The organism is Cronobacter condimenti 1330 (assembly GCF_001277255.1).
Classification (GTDB): domain Bacteria; phylum Pseudomonadota; class Gammaproteobacteria; order Enterobacterales; family Enterobacteriaceae; genus Cronobacter; species Cronobacter condimenti.
This window is the reverse complement of record NZ_CP012264.1, coordinates 520,549-540,046: the sequence shown is the minus strand read 5'-3', so window position 1 is coordinate 540,046 and position 19,498 is coordinate 520,549. Positions and strand designations below refer to the sequence as shown.

The following is a 19,498-nucleotide window of genomic DNA, read 5'->3' as shown; positions in this document are numbered from 1 at the left end:
CATGAAGCGCGGCTATGCCTTTTTAAGAATGATTTCGTACCGCGTCCCCCGCAGCCTCACAGGCGTTTATCCCGATTTTCACCTCCCACGCCGATGTGGCGTAAAGGCTGCAATACTTAAAATCGGTATCATGTGATACGCGATCCAAAGGGGCACATTTTGAACAGGTTACCTAACAGCGCCTCGGCTCTTGCCTGTACCGCGCACGCACTGAATCTCATCGAAAAGCGAACGCTGACGCATGAGGAGATGAAAGCACTTAACCGGGAGGTTCACGATTATTTCCAGCAGCATGTTAATCCAGGGTTCTTAGAGTACCGAAAATCAGTGACCGCTGGCGGGGATTACGGAGCCGTAGAGTGGCAGGCGGGAGGACTTAATACGCTTGTCGACACCCAGGGGCAGGAGTTCCTTGATTGCCTGGGTGGGTTTGGCATTTTTAACGTGGGGCACCGTAATCCAGTTGTTGTATCCGCCGTAGAAAATCAGCTTGCGAAGCAGCCGCTGCACAGTCAGGAACTGCTCGACCCGCTAAGAGCCATGCTCGCCAAAACCCTCGCCGCGCTGACGCCCGGCAAACTCAAATACAGCTTCTTTTGCAATAGTGGAACGGAATCGGTCGAGGCGGCGCTGAAGCTTGCTAAAGCGTATCAGTCGCCACGCGGCAAATTCACCTTCGTGGCCGCAAGCGGCGCGTTCCACGGGAAATCGCTCGGTGCGCTTTCTGCCACCGCCAAAGCCGCGTTTCGTAAACCGTTTATGCCCCTGCTGCCAGGCTTTCGCCACGTGCCGTTTGGCAATATTGAGGCGCTGCGCGAACTACTCAGCGAGTGCAAAAAAACGGGGGATGATGTCGCCGCGGTGATCCTTGAGCCGATACAGGGCGAAGGCGGCGTGATCCTGCCGCCGCCGGGCTATCTGCCGGCGGTACGTAAACTCTGCGATGAATACGGCGCGCTGCTTATTCTCGACGAAGTGCAGACCGGCATGGGCCGCACCGGCAAGATGTTTGCCTGCGAGCATGAGAACGTGCAGCCGGACATTCTGTGCCTTGCCAAAGCGCTGGGCGGCGGCGTGATGCCAATCGGTGCCACGGTCGCGACGGAAGAGGTGTTCTCGGTGCTGTTTGACAACCCGTTCCTGCACACCACAACGTTTGGCGGCAACCCGCTCGCCTGCGCGGCGGCGCTTGCTACCATTCATGTGCTGCTGGAAGAGAATCTGCCGGCCCAGGCGGAGCAGAAAGGCGACATGCTGCTGGATGGCTTCCGCCAGCTGGCGCGCGAGTACCCGCAACTGGTGCAGGAGGCCCGCGGCAAAGGCATGTTGATGGCTATCGAGTTTACCGATAACGAAACCGGCTACCGTTTCGCGAGTGAAATGTTCCGCCAGCACGTGCTGGTGGCAGGGACGCTCAATAATGCGAAAACCATCCGCATTGAGCCACCGCTGACGCTGACCATCGAACAGTGCGAACAGGTGATCGCTGCCGCCCGTACGGCACTGGAGACGCTCAGCACTACCCGCAGTGACGCGGTGATTGCCGCCGAAAGCTAACCCACAGGCGCGCGTCTTCGTCCCTGGCGGCGAAGGCGCGACGCCTTTTCACCCCCGCCTGAAGTTTGATTGCCATCACAATCATTAGATTGTCTCTTTCCCTTTTGGGCGTCGATCGCTTAATCATTAACTCATCCGACCACATAACAATTATTTTACACTGGATGAGTGCAATCATGAGCTACCCGTCGCTGTTCGCCCCGCTCGACCTCGGCTTCACCACGCTTAAAAACCGCGTCCTGATGGGTTCTATGCATACCGGGCTGGAGGAACATCCGGACGGCGCACAGCGTCTGGCGGCGTTTTATGCCGAGCGCGCCCGCCACGGCGTGGCGCTGATTGTCACGGGCGGCGTCGCACCATCGCCCTCCGGCGTGGCGCTGCATGGCGGCGCGGTGCTGAACGACGTAAGCCATCTGCCCCCTCACCGGCTGGTGACCGAGGCCGTGCACCGCGAAGGGGGCAAAATCGCGCTGCAAATTTTGCATACTGGCCGCTATAGCTTTCAGCCGCGCCCTGTCGCGCCATCGCCGCTACAGGCACCCATCAACCGTTTCGCCCCCCACGAACTGACCCACGAGGAGATCCTGACGCTGATTGAGGATTTCGCCCGTTGCGCGTCGCTGGCGCGCGAGGCGGGCTACGATGGCGTTGAAATAATGGGCTCAGAAGGCTATCTGATAAACCAGTTCCTGGCGGCGCGGACTAACCAGCGCGAGGATGAATGGGGCGGCGACTACGCGCGGCGGATGCGCTTTGCCGTGGAGGTAGTGCGCGCGGTGCGTGAGCGCGTGGGCCGCGATTTCATCATTATCTACCGTCTTTCAATGCTGGATTTAGTTGAAGGCGGCTCGACCTTTGCCGAAACCGTCCAGTTAGCGAAAGCCATCGAGACCGCAGGCGCGACGCTCCTCAATACGGGGATCGGCTGGCACGAGGCGCGTGTGCCGACTATCGCCACACCGGTGCCGCGCGGTGCGTTTACCTGGGTGACGCGCAAGCTGCGCGGGCAGACCCGCCTGCCGCTCGTGACGACTAACCGCATTAACGATCCTCATGTGGCGGAGGCGATTCTGGCGGCGGGCGATGCCGATATGGTGTCGATGGCGCGCCCGTTCCTGGCCGACGCCGAACTGCTGTCCAAAGCGGCGAGCGGGCGCGAGGCGGAAATTAATACCTGCATTGGCTGCAACCAGGCCTGCCTTGATCAGATTTTTGCCGGGAAAGTCACCTCGTGTCTTGTGAACCCACGCGCCTGCCATGAAACCGAAATGGTCGCCACGCCCGCCCATGCCCCCAAACGGCTGGCGGTAGTGGGCGCTGGCCCTGCCGGGCTGGCGTTCGCGGTTAATGCCGCGCAGCGCGGCCATCAGGTGACGCTGTTTGACGCACAGGGGGACATCGGGGGGCAGTTTAATATCGCCAAACAGATCCCCGGCAAAGAGGAGTTTTACGAGACGCTGCGCTACTTTCGCCGGATGCTGGAGGTGACGGGCGTGACGCTTCGTCTCAACGAATGGGTGACGCCTGAGACGCTGACGGCGTTTGACGAGGTCGCGCTTGCCACAGGCATTGTGCCGCGCGTGCCGGATATCAAAGGCATCGATCATCCGAAGGTGCTGACCTACCTTGATGTGCTGCGTGATAAATGCCCGGTAGGCGAGCGCGTGGCGATTATCGGTTGCGGCGGGATTGGTTTTGATACCGCGATGTATTTAAGTCAGCCGGGGGAAGCCACCAGCCAGAATATCGCCGAGTTTTGCGTGGAATGGGGCATCGACACCAGCCTGAACGCGCCCGGCGGCCTGCGCCCGGAAGGACCCGTGCTGCCAAAAAGCCCGCGCCAGATAGTGATGTTGCAGCGCCGGGCAGGAAAACCCGGCGACGGGCTTGGTAAGACGACCGGCTGGATACATCGCGCCACACTGCTCGCGCGCGGCGTGAAGATGATCCCGGCGGTGAGTTATGAGCGTATCGATGATAGCGGATTGCATGTGCGGGTGAACGGTGAACCCCAGGTACTGGCGGTGGATAATGTGATTATCTGCGCAGGCCAGGAGCCGCAACAGGCGCTGGCGGCGCCACTGCGCGCGGCGGGTAAACCGGTACATCTGATTGGCGGCTGCGATGTGGCGCTGGAGCTTGACGCCCGTCGCGCCATCGAGCAAGGCACCCGGCTGGCGCTGGCGATTTAACACACGCCGTCACCAGTCTGAACAGCGGCGGGTACACGTTGGTTACCCGCCCAGCAAAGAGAGGAGACGGAACCCGCAACGGCGGGCGTTCCTTACCGGCTTTTACGCAACTTCACCGCTTTTAACACCACAAACTTATTGTTAGTGGCGACGGTCGTGCAGTTGCCGAAAAGCTTCTTCAGCTTGCGGTAGTAATCCAGGTGGCGGTTGCCGACGATGCGCAGCTCGCCGCCCCACTTCAGACAGCGGCGGGCATCCTGAAACATCTGCCAGGCGATATGATCGGTAATGGCGTGCTGCTGATGAAACGGCGGGTTGCAAAGCACCGCGTGGAAGCTCTCCGGCTCCACGCCCGTCAGCGCGTTATTCACCTGAAACTCGCAGCGTTCTAACGCCTCCGGCAGGTTGGTCTCGACATTCAGACGGCTTGAGGCGACCGCCATATAAGATTCGTCGACAAACCGCACCCGCGCCTGCGGGTTTTGCGCGAGCAGCGTCAGGCCGATAACACCATTGCCGCAGCCGAGATCCACCATCTCACCTTCCACCGCTTCTGGCAGATGCTGCATGAAGAAGCGCGCGCCAATATCGAGGCCAGTACGGGAAAATACGCTGGCGTGGTTATGGATCGTCCACGGGGTTCCGTCGAGTTTCCAGCTTAAGGTCTCGGGCGCATCGTCAGTCACCGGCGCGCTGAACGCGCAATGGATGAGACGCGCCTTTTTCCAGGCGAGCGTCGTCGTGGTCGGCCCTAAAATTTTCTCAAACAGTGCCAGCGTCGATGTGTGAATATCACGCGCTTTAGCGCCTGCGATAATGCGCGTTTGCGGCGTCACGACCGCACGCAGCGCGCGCAGTTGCTGCTCAAGTAACGCGAGCTGTTTGGGGATCTTTATCAGCACCAGTTCAGGGGCCGCGGGCAGCGGGCTCAGGCTGTCCTGCATTGTCACGTGCGACTCGTCGATATCATTAAGGCGCAGGTTATGTCGCGTGGCCTGGTGCGCGATAAACGAATCATTGATGCTATACGGGCGGGTCGTCGCCAGGGCACAGGCGAGCGCGCCGAAACTGTCGTTGAAAATCAGTACCGGGCCGGCAGGTGCATCGACCTGTTGCAGCAGATAGTCGTCCGCCGCCTCCCAGGCCTGCAGCGGCGTCTCTTCCGGCATTGGCGGAAAACGCTGCAGCGTCAATGTTTGATTGAGTAACTCCACCTGGCTCATCGGCCCTCCCGAATGGTAAAATCCGCGCGTTTTATCCCTTAATTACACCCCTGAGTAAACCTTTTTTTCACCCGCTGAGGCCGTGATGACCACACTGACATATCTGCAGGGCTACCCGGAATCGCTGCTTGCCCAGGTGCGCACGCTGATTGACCAGAACCGCCTCGGCGAGGTGCTGGAAAAGCGCTACCCGAACAAGCATCTGATTACGACCGATAAAGCGTTGTATGAATATACGCAGGCGCTGAAAAACCGCTATCTGCGTAGCGCCCCGCCCCTGAATAAAGTGGCGTATGACAATAAAATCCATGTCATGAAACACGCGCTTGGGCTGCATACCGCCATTTCGCGCATTCAGGGCGGAAAGCTCAAGGCGAAGGCGGAGATCCGCGTCGCCACGGTATTTCGCCAGGCGCCGGAAGATTTTCTGCGAATGATCGTGGTGCATGAACTGGCCCATATAAAAGAGAAAGAGCATAACAAAGCGTTTTATCAGCTTTGCTGCCATATGGAGCCGCAGTATCATCAGCTCGAATTCGACACTCGCCTGTGGCTGACTCAGCTTGCGCTGACGCAACGCGACGGACCAACGGCGTAATATCAGGCTTTTGCAAGGACGCTTCGTGACACTCTCTTCCCGCTGGAAACACATTTTCGCCGTCATCGCCCTGCTGGTCGTGACCGGCACGCTGGCATCGGTTATCGCTATTATCGCAGCCGACCGCGCGGTCACCCACGCAGCCGCAGGCAAACTTTATGACGTGGTGGAAAACACGCCGCCGCGCAAGGTGGGTCTGGTGCTGGGTGCCCGGCCTGACAACCGCTTTTTCAACCGGCGCATTGAAGCCGCTGCCGCGCTCTACCATGCAGGTAAAGTCTCCTGGCTGCTGGTGAGCGGCGACAACAGCCGCGCCGATTACGACGAGCCGACTGCCATGGCCGAGGCGCTTAACCGCCATGGGGTGCCTGCCGCCGCGATTTTTTGCGACTACGCCGGGTTTTCAACGCTGGATTCCGTGGTGCGCGCCCGCGAGGTGTTTAAGGAAAACCGCATTATGGTTATCTCGCAGGCCTTTCATAATGAGCGCGCTATTTTCCTCGCCCAGCATTACGGCATCGATGCCATCGGGTTTAACGCCGAAGATCCGGCGTTTCGCCACACGCAATACACGCTCTTGCGCGAGCGATTCGCCCGTGTGCGTGCCCTGCTTGACGCGCGCCTGTTGCGCCGCGAGCCGCACTTTCTTGGCCCACAGGTCGCCATAGGCCCGAAAGACGCGCCGCGCGGGTGCAATATTTACACGCCCCAGCCGTAACGTTCTGCGTTCACGCGCACTGGTTTTGTCATTTTCGCGTGTTACTCTGAAAGGATATTCACTGCCGGAGAAGACACGCCTTTATGATACGTTTCGCCGTTGTTGGAACGAACTGGATCACCCGCCAGTTTGTCGATGCCGCCCACGAGACGGGCAAATTCACGCTGACTGCGATCTACTCCCGAAGCCTGGAACAGGCGCAGGCGTTTGCCAGCGATTACCCGGTGGAGCATCTTTTCACCTCGCTGGAGGCGCTGGCGCAGAGCGACGCCGTTGACGCGGTCTATCTCGCAAGCCCCAACGCGCTGCACTTTTCCCAGTCCTGCCTGTTTCTGAACCATAAAAAGCATGTGATTTGCGAAAAACCGCTCGCGTCGAACCTGCGGGAAGTCGAAGCCGCCATCGCCTGCGCGCGCGAAAACCAGGTGGTGCTCTTTGAAGCGTTCAAAACCGCGAGCCTGCCGAATTTCATCGCGCTGCAACAGGCTTTGCCGAAAGTGGGCAAACTGCGCAAGGCGTTGTTTAACTACTGCCAGTATTCATCACGCTACCAGCGTTATCTCGACGGTGAAAATCCGAACACCTTTAATCCGGTGTTCTCGAACGGATCTATCATGGATATCGGCTTTTATACGCTTGCCAGCGCCGTAGCGCTGTGGGGCGAGCCGCATGACGTCAAAGCCACCGCCAGCCTGCTTGAAAGCGGCGTGGACGCCCACGGCACGGTGCAGATGAACTACGGCGATTTCGACGTCACGCTGCTGCACTCCAAGGTGAGTGACTCGACGCTGCCAAGCGAAATCCAGGGCGAGGCCGGCTCGCTTATCATCGAGAAAATCTCCGAATGCCAGCGCATCACGTTTGTACCGCGCGGCGGCAAACCGCAGGCGCTGACGCTGCCGCAGCACATTAATACTATGCTGTATGAAGCCGAGACGTTTGCGCGCCTGGTTGAGACCAGTGAAGTCAATCATCCGGGCTTAACGGTAAGCCGCGTGACGGCGAAGCTACTGACCGAGATCCGCGCCCAGACCGGCGTGAAATTCCCGGCCGATGACGTCATCACGCCACAACTGGCGTAAAGCTTTGTAAAAGCGCCCCGACGAGGCATTGACCGCATAAATGTCTTGTAATAGTTTGTTACTTGCAAAGGGGAGTAACTTCTATTGCCGACGGTCGTCATTACGATGCCATGCATCCGGTCGTCGGGCAGTTAACTCGTTACGCGCCACCGCAGTAATGCGGCTTGAGCGGCGATAACGCGGCGACTGTAAGTGAGACCTTGCCGGAAGGCGAGGTCTATGCGGTGCTCTCAGGCAAAGCGGCTGACGTCTTCTGACGTTAGCCGTTTTTGTTTTTGAGGATTTAACTTATGAATACTGTCGGCACTCCCTTACTGTGGGGCGGCTTCGCCGTCATCGTGGTCATTATGCTGGCTATCGACCTTCTGCTTCAGGGGCGGCGCGGCGCACATGCCATGACCATGAAGCAGGCGGCCGTCTGGTCCATTGTCTGGGTCTCGCTGTCACTGCTGTTTAACGCGGCATTCTGGTGGTATCTCACCGGCACCGCAGGGCGCGAAGTAGCAGATACCCAGGCGCTCGCCTTCCTGACCGGTTATCTCATCGAAAAAGCGCTCGCGGTGGATAATGTCTTCGTCTGGCTGATGCTCTTTAGCTACTTCGCCGTACCGCCTGCGCTACAGCGTCGCGTGCTGATTTACGGCGTGCTGGGCGCCATCGTGCTGCGTACCATCATGATTTTCGCCGGCAGTTGGCTTATCACGCAGTTTGAATGGCTGCTTTATGTGTTCGGCGCGTTCCTGCTCTTTACCGGCGTGAAAATGGCGCTCGCGAAAGAAGATGAAGGCGGCATTGGCGACAAACCGCTGGTGCGCTGGCTACGCGGGCATCTGCGCATGACCGACAGTATCGACAGCGAGCACTTCTTTGTACGCAAAAATGGCCTGCTTTACGCCACACCACTGCTATTGGTGTTGATTATGGTCGAGCTGAGCGACGTGATTTTCGCGGTGGACAGCATCCCGGCGATTTTCGCAGTCACCACCGACCCGTTTATTGTGCTGACGTCTAACCTGTTCGCCATCCTCGGTTTGCGTGCGATGTACTTCCTGCTGGCGGGCGTGGCAGAACGCTTCTCGATGCTAAAATATGGCCTGTCGGTCATTCTGGTATTCATCGGCATCAAGATGTTGATTGTCGATTTCTACCATATCCCGATCGCCATTTCGCTTGGGGTGGTGGGCGGTATTCTGGTCACGACGCTTGTGATTAACGCCTGGGTTAATCATCGCAACGACAAGAAAAAACTCGCAGAGTAATAACCTGCGCCAGTCGTAATAACGCCGCCTGTGTTTCGCAGGCGGCGTTTTTTATGCCCCGTCACGGCCCGCGCTTTTGCAATGCTCCTGATACCGGAATTGTTGATATTGTCACAATAACGTTAATAGATAGTTAAAAAACGGGAGCAGTTCAGAAAATCCAGCACTATCCCCTTCCTCCGGGCCAACAAATCCCTATACTCGTCCGTGCAAACAATTGTTACATCCCGAATAAACGTGGCTTAAGAACACGACACGGATGCAACCACATCACTTCTGAAGGAAATAAGTATGACGACGCAATCTCAGGGCGGCGGTCTGCTGCGCCGCCTGGCGCAAGGCAGCCTGGTAAAACAGATCCTGGTAGGTCTGGTGCTTGGTATTCTGCTTGCCTGGCTTTCAAAACCCAGCGCCATCGCAGTCGGGCTGCTCGGCACGCTGTTTGTCGGCGCGCTGAAGGCCGTGGCACCGGTGCTGGTATTAATGCTGGTCATGGCGTCTATCGCCAACCACAAACACGGTCAGAAAACCAATATTCGCCCTATCCTTGTGCTCTATCTGTTGGGCACCTTTTCGGCGGCGCTCACTGCCGTCCTGTTTAGCTTTATCTTCCCCTCCACACTGCACCTCGTCGCTGGCGCGACGGACGTTACTCCGCCAACAGGCATCGTCGGCGTGCTGCGCGATCTGCTGCTGAGCATGGTGGCGAACCCGGTAGATGCGCTGCTGAAGGGCAACTACATCGGCATTCTGGTATGGGCTGTGGGCTTAGGCTTTGCGCTGCGCCATGCCAACGACACCACAAAAAACCTGATTAACGATATGTCCGATGCGGTCACCTTTATGGTGCGGCTCGTTATCCGCTTCGCACCGATCGGGATCTTCGGTCTGGTTTCCTCTACGCTCGCGACCACGGGTTTCGAGGCACTGTGGGGCTACGCGCAACTGCTGATGGTGCTGGTGGGCTGTATGTTCCTGGTGGCGCTGGTGATAAACCCGCTGATCGTCTATGCGAAAATTCGTCGCAACCCGTATCCGCTGGTGTTCGCTTGCCTGCGTGAAAGCGGCGTGACGGCGTTCTTTACCCGCAGTTCGGCGGCCAATATTCCGGTGAACATGGCGCTGTGCGAAAAACTGAATCTGGATCGCGATACCTATTCGGTGTCGATCCCGCTGGGTGCCACCATCAACATGGCGGGCGCGGCTATCACGATTACCGTGCTGGCGCTTGCCGCAGTACATACGATGGGCATTGTGGTGGATATACCGACCGCGCTGCTGCTGAGCATGGTGGCGTCGCTGTGCGCCTGCGGCGCGTCGGGTGTCGCTGGTGGATCGCTGCTGCTGATCCCGCTTGCGTGCAACATGTTCGGCATTCCGAACGATGTCGCCATGCAGGTTGTCGCGGTGGGCTTTATTATCGGCGTGCTGCAGGATTCCTGCGAAACCGCGCTGAACTCCTCAACGGACGTCCTCTTCACCGCGGCGGCGTGCCAGGCGGAAGATAATCGTCTTGCCAGCAACGCGCTGCGTAGCTGATACCTCACCGGCGGTCTTCGGGCCGCCGGTATTTACCCCTTTTCCACCACTTCTTTTTCAATCTTAAACGGATCGATACCGCGCTTTTTCATCCGCCAGAAACGCACAATGTTCAGCCCGTTGATAATCAGAAAACTGCCCTCGATCAGCGTGCCGCCAATGGAGCCAATCCAGAAGTTATGCGTGACCCAGCAGGCGGTCGAGCACCACATTACGCAGCGCGTCGTAAGCCCCGAGCAGCGAAACAGCGCCCAGGTGCTGGCAACCGTGCCGATAATCGGTAGCAGTTCGATGACGTGATGGAGTTTTATCAGCCCGAGCGTCAGAGTCAGCACGATGAAGAGCGTCATTACCCACAGGCTGCGGGTGCGAAGTGAGATAACCGTTCGCAGCGCGTTAAGCTCCGCGCTCATGCCGGCAGGCGTCGCGCCCATCAGAAAAAAGTGACCGCCAATCACGGCACTATAGACCGCCAGTTGCAGCTTGAAGCGACGCTCGTCGCGGTTAAAAAAAGTGGTGATACCGATAAGAAAGGCGATGACCCCAACGCCCTGGGCTAGCCAATACGCGGTCATAAATAATCCTTCTCAAAAAGAAACGGCGCTTCATAAATGAAACGCCGTGTGAGGAATACGCAGTGCAAAGCCTACAGCGTCACACCGCTTTTAAAGATGGCCAGTTCACGGAAATCATTCTTCTCGTTGCAGGTCTGCTTACCGGAGGCGATCGCCACAATACTGTCGACGAACTTCTCCAGCAGTTGCGGCATCGCGGTGCCGTGCAGAAGCTGACCGGCGTCGAAATCGATCCAGTGCGGTTTCTTCGCGGCCAGCTCGCTGTTGGTCGCGATTTTCACCGTCGGAACGAAGCCGCCGTACGGCGTACCACGCCCGGTACTGAACAGCACCATGTGACAGCCAGCGCCCGCCAGCGCGCTGGTCGCCACGGCATCATTGCCCGGCGCGCTCAGCAGGTTAAGACCCGGCGTGTGCAGGCGTTCGCCGTAGCGCAGCACGTCCACGACCTGGCTTGCGCCCGCTTTCTGGGTACAGCCGAGCGATTTCTCTTCAAGCGTGGTGATACCGCCTGCTTTGTTACCCGGCGACGGGTTTTCATAAATCGGCTGGTTGTGCGCGATAAAGTACTGTTTGAAATCGTTCACCATGGTGACGGTTTTCTCAAACGTCGCCTCGTCGCGACAATGGCTCATCAGAATACGTTCCGCGCCGAACATCTCTGGCACTTCAGTCAGAACCGTGGTGCCGCCGTTAGTAATCACGTAATCAGAGAACCGGCCAAGCATCGGGTTAGCCGTGATGCCGGACAGCCCATCCGAACCGCCGCACTCCAGCCCAAACTTCAGCTCGCTCAGTTTGCCTGGCTCGCGTTTGTCGTGGCGCATGACGTCATACAACGCGTGCAGGTGCTCAAGCCCCGCTTCCACTTCATCTTCCTGGTGCTGGCACACCATGAAGTGGACACGCGCCGGATCGAAATCGCCGAGCGTCTCGCGAAACGCGTCCACCTGGTTGTTTTCACAGCCGAGACCGATTACCAGCACCGCCCCGGCGTTCGGGTGACGCACCATGTTTTGCAGCATGGTGCGGGTGTTGATGTGGTCATCGCCAAGCTGAGAGCAGCCGTAGGTGTGGCTGAAGAGAAACACGCCGTCGATATCCTGCGCGTCGTGCGTCTCTTTCAGGAAACGGTTCTGGATCTGACGCGCGATGCCGTTGACACAGCCCACGGTAGGTAAAATCCAGAGTTCGTTGCGAATGCCAACCTCGCCACTGGCGCGGCGATAGATCTGCACCTCGCGATCGCCCATCTGCTGACCGGCCTGGGGCGCTTCGGGTTGATAGCTGTACTCATCCAGATCGCTGAGATTGGTGCGGGTGTTATGGGAGTGAATATGTTCGCCCGGCGCAATATCTGCCAGGGCATGGCCTATCGGCAGGCCATATTTAATGACGTTCTCTCCCTGTGCGATGGGCAGCAGCGCGAACTTATGCCCGCGCGTCACCGGCTGCAACAGCATGACGGACAGCCCGTCAATGGCGACGACCATACCTTCGGTCAGATCCGCCAGCGCTACCGCAACGTTATCCTGCGAATGGATCCTGATGTATTGCATATCAACCTCAAAGGGCCTTAGTTGAGTTCAATGGCGAAGTAATCGCGGGCGTTGTTAAAGCAGATGTTTTTCACCATCTCGCCTAACAGGTCGATATCCGCGGGCGCTTCGCCTGCTTCCACCCAGCGGCCAATCATCTGGCACAGAATGCGGCGGAAGTATTCATGACGGGTGTAAGACAGGAAGCTGCGGCTGTCGGTCAGCATACCGACGAAGCGGCTCAGCAGGCCGAGCTGCGCGAGCTGGGTCATCTGACGCTCCATGCCATCTTTCTGATCGTTAAACCACCAGCCGGAGCCAAACTGCATCTTGCCTGGCATCCCTTCGCCCTGGAAGTTGCCGATCATGGTGCCCAGCACTTCGTTATCACGCGGGTTCAGACAGTAGAGAATGGTTTTCGGCAGCAGGTTTTCTTCGTTCTGTTTGCTCAGCAGTTTCGAGAGCTCTTCCGCCAGCGGGCGGTCGTTGATGGAGTCAAAGCCAACGTCCGGCCCCAGCAGTTTGAACTGACGCAGGTTGTTATTACGCAGCGCGCCGATGTGGTACTGCTGCACCCAACCGCGGCGGGCGTATTCCGCGCCAAGCCAGACCAGCACGGCAGTTTTAAACTGCGCTACTTCATGCTCGCTGAGCGTCTCGCCTGCCAGACGACGCGCCAGGATGCTGTCGAGTTCGCTTTCGCTGGCGTCAGCAAACAGCACCACGTCAAGCGCATGGTCAGACACTTTACAGCCGTGCGCCGCGAAGTGGTCGAGACGCTTGGCAAGCGCCGTCTGCAAATCGGTAAAGCGGCGAATGTCGGTGTCGGAGACTTCGGCGAGTTTCGCCATGTAGTCGTTAAAGGTTGCCTGTTCAATGTTGAACGCTTTATCAGGGCGCCAGCTCGGCAGCACTTTAACGCTGAAGCTGCTGTCTTTCGCGACGGTCGCGTGATGCTCCAGTGAATCCACCGGATCGTCGGTGGTGCCGACCATTTTCACATTCATCTGTTGCATGATGCCGCGGGCGCTGAAGCTGTCCTGCGCCAGCAGGTCGTTGCACTGGTTCCAGATCTCATCGGCAGTTTTTGGCGACAGCACTTTGCCGGTAATGCCAAACGGACGGCGCAGCTCCAGATGGGTCCAGTGGTACAGCGGGTTGCCGATAGTGTGCGGCACTGTGGCAGCCCACGCATCGAACTTCTCGCGGTCACTCGCATCGCCGGTACACAACTTTTCTGGCACGCCGTTAGTGCGCATGGCGCGCCACTTGTAGTGGTCACCTTTCAGCCAGATGTCATACAGGTTTTTAAACCGGTAATTTTCGGCAATCTGCTGCGGCGGAAGATGGCAGTGATAGTCGAAAATCGGCTGATCTTTAGCGTAGTCGTGGTAGAGACGGCGGGCAAATTCGGTGTCGAGCAGGAAATCTTCGGTCATAAACGGGGTCATTTTATGCTTCCTCTGAGCCAGTAATTCAGATGCGTTAGCATGATGCTGACAAAGTTATCACACCAATTTCTAGTGACCGAAGCTATTTTCGTGAGTCAGATCAATAAAAGCACACAAATAATCTACCCTTTCCGGGGTAAACACCCCGCCAGCCCGCGCCACGTCTGGCTTTGCGCCACGCCTGACGTAACCTTACAAAGAAAGATGCTTTTGTGATGGCACTCAACTTTTAAAGCTGTATGACAAGTTATCTTTCTGCCGTCGCAACATATAAACCCACGGAATGTTTTAAGGGTTGAGAATTCATCCCATTAGCCGGAACGGATACCGGATTTGTCCCATGAATACTGAATGGCAAGGCGTGGGCGGCACCGATAACACCTCCGGTGCGCCTCCCGTTACTGAATGAGTACCGTGCAAGCTGGCATACCACCTTGCCTGCACGGGGAATGATTAAACGATGAGGTTTCCAATGCGTAAAATTAAAGGGTTACGATGGTACATGATTGCACTGGTGACGCTGGGCACCGTGCTGGGTTACCTGACCCGTAACACCGTGGCGGCCGCAGCGCCGACCCTGATGGAAGAGCTGCACATCTCCACGCAACAGTACTCTTATATTATCGCGGCCTATTCCGCGGCTTACACCGTAATGCAACCTGTTGCAGGTTACGTGCTGGATGTCCTCGGCACCAAAATCGGTTACGCCTTCTTCGCGGTAACCTGGGCTATCTTCTGCGGCGCAACAGCGCTGGCAGGCAGCTGGGGCGGCCTGGCGCTGGCTCGTGGTGCAGTGGGTGCCGCAGAAGCGGCGATGATCCCGGCGGGCCTGAAAGCCAGCTCCGAATGGTTCCCGGCGAAAGAGCGCTCTATCGCGGTGGGCTATTTCAACGTAGGGTCTTCTATTGGGGCCATGATCGCACCGCCGCTGGTCGTGTGGGCTATCGTGATGCACAGCTGGGAAATGGCATTCATTATCTCTGGTGTGTTGAGCTTCGCCTGGGCCATGGCCTGGCTGATTTTCTACAAACATCCGCGCGATCAGAAAAAACTGACCTCCGAAGAACGTGATTACATTATTAGCGGTCAGGAAGCGCAACATCAGACGAACAACGCTAAAAAAATGTCGCCGTGGCAGATTGTCCGCACCCGCCAGTTCTGGGGCATCGCGCTGCCGCGCTTCCTGGCAGAACCGGCATGGGGTACGTTCAACGCCTGGATCCCGCTGTTTATGTTCAAAGTCTACGGCTTTAACCTGAAAGAGATCGCAATGTTCGCCTGGATGCCGATGCTGTTTGCCGATCTCGGCTGTATCGTCGGCGGCTATCTGCCTCCGCTGTTCCAGCGCTGGTTTGGCGTGAACCTGATTGTCTCCCGTAAAATGGTTGTGACGATGGGTGCGGTACTGATGATTGGCCCTGGTATGATAGGCCTGTTCACCAGCCCTTACGTGGCGATTGCGCTGCTGTGTATCGGTGGCTTTGCGCACCAGTCACTCTCCGGCGCGCTGATTACCCTCTCTTCAGACGTATTTGGTCGTAACGAAGTGGCGACCGCTAACGGTCTGACGGGTATGGCGGCCTGGACGGCGAGCACCCTGTTTGCACTGGTGGTCGGTGCGCTGGCTGATACCATCGGCTTTAGCCCGCTGTTCGCCGTACTGGCGGTATTCGACCTGATGGGTGCGCTGGTTATCTGGACGGTATTGAAAAACAAACCCGCCAGTGAACTGGAGCAAGAGGCGCGAAGTGGTGCCCCCGTCACACAACACTGATCAATCTTCTGGAAAGCCGCCTACGGGCGGCTTTTTCATGCGCGTCGAGTGGAGGGCTCACCCGAAAAGTGGTATAACAAATCTAAGCAGTATTGTGTTCACTGGAGTCACCCATGGAAATTGCAGAACCGCGTCGTCTGTATCAACAACTGGCCGCCGAGCTTAAACAACGCATCGAAGACGGTGTTTATCAGGTTGGTGAGAAACTGCCTGCCGAACGATTTATCGCAGACGAGAAAAACGTCAGCCGCACCGTAGTGCGCGAAGCCATCATCATGCTGGAAGTGGAAGGTTATGTTGAAGTACGCAAAGGTTCTGGCATCCATGTGATTGCCAGCCAGGCGAAATACCATGCCCCTGCCCCCGAGCAGGAGTTTGAATTTGCAAGCTATGGTCCGTTCGAACTGTTACAAGCCCGCCAGTTGATTGAAAGCAACATCGCCGAGTTCGCCGCAACTCAGGTTACCAAGCAAGACATCATCAAGCTGATGGAAATCCAGGAAAAAGCGCGCAACGAGAAATTCTTCCGCGACTCCGAATGGGATTTACTGTTTCACGTTCAGGTTGCGCTCGCCACGCAAAATAGCGCGCTGGCCGCTATTGTTGAAAAAATGTGGACTCAGCGCGTTCATAACCCGTACTGGAAAAAACTGCACGAACATATCGATTTACGCACCGTTGATAACTGGTGCGACGATCATGACAAAATCCTTAAGGCGCTGATTCGTAAAGACCCTCACGGCGCTAAACTCGCCATGTGGCAGCATCTTGAAAACACTAAACAGATGCTGTTTAACGAAACCAGTGACGACTTTGAATTCAACGCCGACCGCTATCTTTTTGCCGAAAACCCGGTGGTTCATCTCGACGCGGCAGCAAACAGCGAAAAGTAACCCTTTCTTACCGCGAGGGTAAGCAAACCATATATAGTGTCAGCCTGTGTAAATACCCTCGCAAGCCTGGTCCCTGGAAAGCAAAATCATTCCTCAACAAAGCACGATTTCTGTGACGCATCAGGCAGAGCTTTGTTACAATTAGACGCATTTCCTGGTGAAAAAGTTAGCACTTGCTTACTTCTCTCATCGCACACGGAGCCGTGCAGGCACCAGGAACGCACAGAGCGCTGTTGACGTCCTTCATACCTCAGAAATGTCGCCATGCTATCTGTTCTACCCCATTGGCTTTAACCGATGTGCCAGGATCACTGAATGGAACTTTTGACACAATTACTCAACGCGCTGTGGAGCCAGGACTTCGAAACGCTCGCCAACCCTGGCATGATCGGCATGCTCTACTTTGTGCTGTTTATGATCCTGTTCCTGGAAAACGGTCTGCTGCCTGCCGCCTTTTTACCGGGCGATAGCCTGCTGGTGCTCGTTGGCGTGCTTATCGCCAAAGGCGCGCTGGGGTATCCGCAAACCGTCCTGTTGCTGACGGCCGCTGCAAGTCTCGGCTGCTGGGTGAGCTACATTCAGGGGCGGTGGCTTGGCAATACGCGTATCGTGCAAAACTGGCTCTCTCATCTGCCCGCGCATTATCACCAGCGTGCGCATCATCTTTTCCATAAACATGGGCTGTCAGCGCTGTTGATCGGCCGCTTTATCGCCTTTGTCCGCACGTTGCTGCCGACTATCGCAGGCATCTCCGGCCTCAATAATGCGCGTTTCCAGTTCTTTAACTGGATGAGCGGCCTGCTGTGGGTGGTGATTTTAACCACGCTCGGCTATCTGCTTGGCAAAACGCCGGTGTTCCTCAAATATGAGGACGCATTGATGTCCTGCCTGATGCTCTTGCCAGTGGTCTTGCTGGTAATTGGTCTGGTCGGCTCGCTGGTCGTGTTGTGGAAGAAAAAACATGGAAACCGGAGCTAAAGGATGGCCTTCTCTTCCCGTTTTTCTCGTCGCCTTACCCTGTCGCTTGCAGCAGGAACGCTGCTTGCGGCAGTGCTGTTAAGCTGGGCGGCGCTGCAAAAACATGAAACGACGCTTGAGATCCGCGCGGTCTCTCAGGGCGCGATGATCCCGGACGGTTTTTCCGTCTGGCACCATCTCGACGCCAACGGCATTCGTTTTAAAAGTATCACCCCGCAAGATGACATTCTGCTGATTAAATTTGATTCCAGCGATCAGAGCGAAGCGGCACGCAAAGTGCTCTACCGCTCGCTGCCGCGCGGTTTTGTTATCGCCCAGCAGGAAGAAAAAAGCCTCACTCCCGCCTGGCTCTCACGCCTGCGTCACGACATTCAGCGCCTGGGATAAACCTTCCAGGAATCTGAATCTTTTCACAGACTTTGGGGTTTGCGTCATTACTTACTATGCTTGAGTAAGCGCAACCCATTGTCTTGTCCGCGCAATTAACCGGAACCGCGTCTGGCCTGGGCCTGCGCAACACAATGGAAGGTTTGACCATGAATTACCGCACAGTACTGGCCTTAGCCCTTTTTTCCTGGAATGCCGCAGCGCTTGCCGTCTCCCCCTGCGAAGAGAAAGCGCAGGAGATTGAAAAGGAGATCCGTTACGCGCAGCAGCATAACAACCAGGGCCGCATTGACGGACTGAAAAAAGCGCTAAGTCAGGTACGCGACAACTGCCGCGACAGCGACGTTATCGCCGATCACCGCAAGAAAATCGCGGAGAAGGACGCGGAAGTGGCGGAACGCCGCGCCGAATTGCAAGAGGCAACGCAGAAAGGCGATGCCGATAAAATTGCCAAACGTCGTCACAAGCTCGCTGAAGCCGAGCGAGAACTGAAGGCGCTGAAAGCTCAAGATTACTGAGCTTATGGATAACCCTCACTTATCAGGAGAGCATTATGTCAAAAGAAAATACCGATCACCTGCGCGCTGAGTTGAAATCGCTTGCCGATACGCTGGAAGAGGTGCTGACCGCCTCCGGGGATAAATCGAAAGAAGAGATGAGCAAGATTCGCAATAAAGCGGAACGCGCGCTTAAAGACACCCGCTATCACTTAACCGAAACCGGCGATGTGATTGCCAAACAGACCCGTGAAGCCGCGGCGCGCGCAGAAGAATATGTGCGTGAAAATCCGTGGACTGGCGTAGGTATCGGTGCGGCTATTGGCGTCGTGCTGGGCGTACTGCTGACGCGTCGCTGATTATGACGGAACCTCGTCACGCACAAGGGCCGGGTAAAAGCGTTCTCGGCATCGGACAACGTATCGTCACCGTGCTGGTTGAGATGGTGGAAACCCGTTTACGGCTCGCCGTGGTGGAACTGGAAGAGGAGAAAGCTAACCTCTTTCAGCTGCTGCTGATGACTGGTCTGACGATGCTGTTTGCCGCCTTTGGACTGATGAGTCTGATGGTGTTGCTCATTTGGGCCGTCGATCCGCAGTATCGCCTTAACGTCATGATTGGTACCACCGTCGCGCTGTTTGTCCTGGCGCTGATAGGCGGTATCTGGACGCTTAAGAAATCGCGTCAGTCGACGCTGCTGCGCCACACGCGACATGAGCTTTCAAACGATCGCCAGTTGCTTGAGGATGACAAATCATGAGTATGAGCAAAGCCGAGCGCGAACGGCGCAAAGCGTTGCTGCTCAGTCAAATCCAGCAGCAACGGCTGGATATGGCCGCCAGTCGTCGTGACTGGTTTGCCGTGACCGGCTCTTACGATCGCAGCTGGAACACGCTATTAAGCCTGCGCTCCTGGGCGCTGGTGGGCAGCAGCGCCATGGCCATCTGGAGCATTCGTAACCCGAATTTCCTGATGCGCTGGGCCAAGCGCGGGCTCGCCGCCTGGAGTACCTGGCGGTTAGTCCGCACAACGATGCGCCAACAGCTCCCCTGATAACAACGCCTCTCGCTGAGAGGCGTTTTTTTTACCCCTTCGCCAATCCTTCATTATTTTTGAATAACATTGCCAGTTTTCCTTGCTTACATTCCCGTCACGCCCACCCTATGATGCTCTCCATCAACAGCAGAACGCGGATAACCCCGCGTAAAGCAACCCTTTAAACAATGATAGCGTT

At 56.9% G+C, this 19,498-nt stretch carries 19 protein-coding genes; 15 read left to right on the top strand and 4 right to left on the bottom strand.

The annotated features are described in order from the left end of the window. The first annotated feature begins 159 nt into the window (after window positions 1–159). Both ygjG and AFK62_RS02555 read left to right on the top strand, forming a co-directional pair. Window positions 160–1,557, top strand: coding sequence for a putrescine aminotransferase (gene ygjG / locus AFK62_RS02560; protein WP_007672635.1), 1,398 nt, complete (start codon window positions 160–162; stop codon window positions 1,555–1,557). Window positions 1,558–1,733: 176 nt separating this feature from the next. Beyond that, complete coding sequence (locus tag AFK62_RS02555; RefSeq protein WP_007672638.1) at window positions 1,734–3,752, top strand: oxidoreductase; 2,019 nt, start codon at window positions 1,734–1,736, stop codon at window positions 3,750–3,752. 92 nt (window positions 3,753–3,844) lie between these two features. Here the strand turns inward: AFK62_RS02555 and rlmG are convergent, their stop codons facing one another. After that, window positions 3,845–4,975: a 23S rRNA (guanine(1835)-N(2))-methyltransferase RlmG gene (rlmG, locus tag AFK62_RS02550; protein ID WP_007672641.1), complete on the bottom strand. Its 1,131-nt coding sequence runs from the start codon at window positions 4,973–4,975 to the stop codon at window positions 3,845–3,847. An 85-nt stretch (window positions 4,976–5,060) separates the two neighbouring features. Here rlmG and AFK62_RS02545 point away from each other — a divergent pair, with 85 nt between their 5' ends. The 5 genes from AFK62_RS02545 to sstT all read left to right on the top strand — a co-directional run bounded on the left by AFK62_RS02545 (window position 5,061) and on the right by sstT (window position 10,171). Beyond that, on the top strand, window positions 5,061–5,573 hold the full coding sequence (locus tag AFK62_RS02545; RefSeq protein WP_007672650.1) for a M48 metallopeptidase family protein: 513 nt from the start codon (window positions 5,061–5,063) through the stop codon (window positions 5,571–5,573). A 25-nt stretch (window positions 5,574–5,598) separates the two neighbouring features. Next, the gene (locus AFK62_RS02540) at window positions 5,599–6,291 is read left to right on the top strand and encodes a SanA/YdcF family protein (RefSeq protein ID WP_007672651.1); all 693 of its coding nucleotides are present in this window, start codon (window positions 5,599–5,601) and stop codon (window positions 6,289–6,291) included. 83 nt (window positions 6,292–6,374) lie between these two features. Continuing rightward, a complete protein-coding gene (locus tag AFK62_RS02535; RefSeq protein ID WP_007672656.1) occupies window positions 6,375–7,373 on the top strand; it encodes a Gfo/Idh/MocA family protein in 999 nt (332 codons plus the stop codon). A gap of 290 nt (window positions 7,374–7,663) precedes the next feature. After that, the gene (locus AFK62_RS02530; protein ID WP_007672659.1) at window positions 7,664–8,632 is read left to right on the top strand and encodes a TerC family protein; all 969 of its coding nucleotides are present in this window, start codon (window positions 7,664–7,666) and stop codon (window positions 8,630–8,632) included. A 291-nt stretch (window positions 8,633–8,923) separates the two neighbouring features. Next, window positions 8,924–10,171 carry a serine/threonine transporter SstT gene (gene sstT, locus AFK62_RS02525; RefSeq protein WP_053531692.1) on the top strand — a complete coding sequence of 416 codons (1,248 nt, stop codon included), beginning with the start codon at window positions 8,924–8,926 and terminating at the stop codon, window positions 10,169–10,171. 32 nt (window positions 10,172–10,203) lie between these two features. On the opposite strand, the gene AFK62_RS02520 is transcribed toward sstT, so the two are convergent. The 3 genes from AFK62_RS02520 to uxaC form a co-directional block, all read right to left on the bottom strand. Then, window positions 10,204–10,746, bottom strand: coding sequence for a YgjV family protein (locus AFK62_RS02520; protein WP_007672662.1), 543 nt, complete (start codon window positions 10,744–10,746; stop codon window positions 10,204–10,206). Window positions 10,747–10,817: 71 nt separating this feature from the next. Continuing rightward, window positions 10,818–12,305: a UxaA family hydrolase gene (locus tag AFK62_RS02515; protein ID WP_007672667.1), complete on the bottom strand. Its 1,488-nt coding sequence runs from the start codon at window positions 12,303–12,305 to the stop codon at window positions 10,818–10,820. 17 nt (window positions 12,306–12,322) lie between these two features. Further along, window positions 12,323–13,735, bottom strand: a complete 1,413-nt coding sequence (uxaC, locus tag AFK62_RS02510; RefSeq protein WP_007672672.1) for a glucuronate isomerase — start codon at window positions 13,733–13,735, stop codon at window positions 12,323–12,325. A gap of 472 nt (window positions 13,736–14,207) precedes the next feature. Here uxaC and AFK62_RS02505 point away from each other — a divergent pair, with 472 nt between their 5' ends. From AFK62_RS02505 to AFK62_RS02470, 8 genes are all read left to right on the top strand, one after another. Beyond that, window positions 14,208–15,509 (top strand): MFS transporter, encoded by a 1,302-nt coding sequence (locus AFK62_RS02505; protein ID WP_007672684.1) that lies wholly within the window; start codon window positions 14,208–14,210, stop codon window positions 15,507–15,509. A gap of 113 nt (window positions 15,510–15,622) precedes the next feature. Continuing rightward, the gene (exuR, locus tag AFK62_RS02500) at window positions 15,623–16,402 is read left to right on the top strand and encodes a transcriptional regulator ExuR (RefSeq protein WP_007672685.1); all 780 of its coding nucleotides are present in this window, start codon (window positions 15,623–15,625) and stop codon (window positions 16,400–16,402) included. Window positions 16,403–16,717: 315 nt separating this feature from the next. Then, the gene (yqjA, locus tag AFK62_RS02495; protein WP_007672686.1) at window positions 16,718–17,380 is read left to right on the top strand and encodes a DedA family general envelope maintenance protein YqjA; all 663 of its coding nucleotides are present in this window, start codon (window positions 16,718–16,720) and stop codon (window positions 17,378–17,380) included. A 3-nt stretch (window positions 17,381–17,383) separates the two neighbouring features. After that, window positions 17,384–17,767, top strand: coding sequence for an EnvZ/OmpR regulon moderator MzrA (mzrA, locus tag AFK62_RS02490; RefSeq protein ID WP_007672687.1), 384 nt, complete (start codon window positions 17,384–17,386; stop codon window positions 17,765–17,767). A gap of 149 nt (window positions 17,768–17,916) precedes the next feature. Further along, a complete protein-coding gene (locus AFK62_RS02485; RefSeq protein ID WP_007672689.1) occupies window positions 17,917–18,285 on the top strand; it encodes a DUF1090 domain-containing protein in 369 nt (122 codons plus the stop codon). Between the two features lie 35 nt (window positions 18,286–18,320). Then, on the top strand, window positions 18,321–18,623 hold the full coding sequence (locus tag AFK62_RS02480; RefSeq protein ID WP_007672692.1) for a DUF883 family protein: 303 nt from the start codon (window positions 18,321–18,323) through the stop codon (window positions 18,621–18,623). A 2-nt stretch (window positions 18,624–18,625) separates the two neighbouring features. Beyond that, window positions 18,626–19,024: a phage holin family protein gene (locus tag AFK62_RS02475; protein ID WP_007672694.1), complete on the top strand. Its 399-nt coding sequence runs from the start codon at window positions 18,626–18,628 to the stop codon at window positions 19,022–19,024. After that, window positions 19,021–19,317, top strand: coding sequence for a YqjK-like family protein (locus AFK62_RS02470; RefSeq protein WP_007672696.1), 297 nt, complete (start codon window positions 19,021–19,023; stop codon window positions 19,315–19,317). The genes AFK62_RS02475 and AFK62_RS02470 overlap by 4 nt, the downstream gene beginning before the upstream one ends. Window positions 19,318–19,498: the final 181 nt, after the last annotated feature.

Excerpts from the sequence above, each read along its gene's own strand:
- AFK62_RS02555 (WP_007672638.1), top strand. The coding sequence starts at position 1,734 with ATGAGCTACCCGTCGCTGTTCGCCCCGCTCGACCTCGGCTTCACCACG.
- rlmG (WP_007672641.1), bottom strand. The coding sequence starts at position 4,975 with ATGAGCCAGGTGGAGTTACTCAATCAAACATTGACGCTGCAGCGTTTT.
- AFK62_RS02545 (WP_007672650.1), top strand. The coding sequence starts at position 5,061 with ATGACCACACTGACATATCTGCAGGGCTACCCGGAATCGCTGCTTGCC.
- AFK62_RS02535 (WP_007672656.1), top strand. The coding sequence starts at position 6,375 with ATGATACGTTTCGCCGTTGTTGGAACGAACTGGATCACCCGCCAGTTT.
- AFK62_RS02530 (WP_007672659.1), top strand. The coding sequence starts at position 7,664 with ATGAATACTGTCGGCACTCCCTTACTGTGGGGCGGCTTCGCCGTCATC.
- sstT (WP_053531692.1), top strand. The coding sequence starts at position 8,924 with ATGACGACGCAATCTCAGGGCGGCGGTCTGCTGCGCCGCCTGGCGCAA.
- AFK62_RS02520 (WP_007672662.1), bottom strand. The coding sequence starts at position 10,746 with ATGACCGCGTATTGGCTAGCCCAGGGCGTTGGGGTCATCGCCTTTCTT.
- AFK62_RS02515 (WP_007672667.1), bottom strand. The coding sequence starts at position 12,305 with ATGCAATACATCAGGATCCATTCGCAGGATAACGTTGCGGTAGCGCTG.
- uxaC (WP_007672672.1), bottom strand. The coding sequence starts at position 13,735 with ATGACCCCGTTTATGACCGAAGATTTCCTGCTCGACACCGAATTTGCC.
- AFK62_RS02505 (WP_007672684.1), top strand. The coding sequence starts at position 14,208 with ATGCGTAAAATTAAAGGGTTACGATGGTACATGATTGCACTGGTGACG.
- exuR (WP_007672685.1), top strand. The coding sequence starts at position 15,623 with ATGGAAATTGCAGAACCGCGTCGTCTGTATCAACAACTGGCCGCCGAG.
- yqjA (WP_007672686.1), top strand. The coding sequence starts at position 16,718 with ATGGAACTTTTGACACAATTACTCAACGCGCTGTGGAGCCAGGACTTC.
- mzrA (WP_007672687.1), top strand. The coding sequence starts at position 17,384 with ATGGCCTTCTCTTCCCGTTTTTCTCGTCGCCTTACCCTGTCGCTTGCA.
- AFK62_RS02485 (WP_007672689.1), top strand. The coding sequence starts at position 17,917 with ATGAATTACCGCACAGTACTGGCCTTAGCCCTTTTTTCCTGGAATGCC.
- AFK62_RS02480 (WP_007672692.1), top strand. The coding sequence starts at position 18,321 with ATGTCAAAAGAAAATACCGATCACCTGCGCGCTGAGTTGAAATCGCTT.
- AFK62_RS02475 (WP_007672694.1), top strand. The coding sequence starts at position 18,626 with ATGACGGAACCTCGTCACGCACAAGGGCCGGGTAAAAGCGTTCTCGGC.
- AFK62_RS02470 (WP_007672696.1), top strand. The coding sequence starts at position 19,021 with ATGAGTATGAGCAAAGCCGAGCGCGAACGGCGCAAAGCGTTGCTGCTC.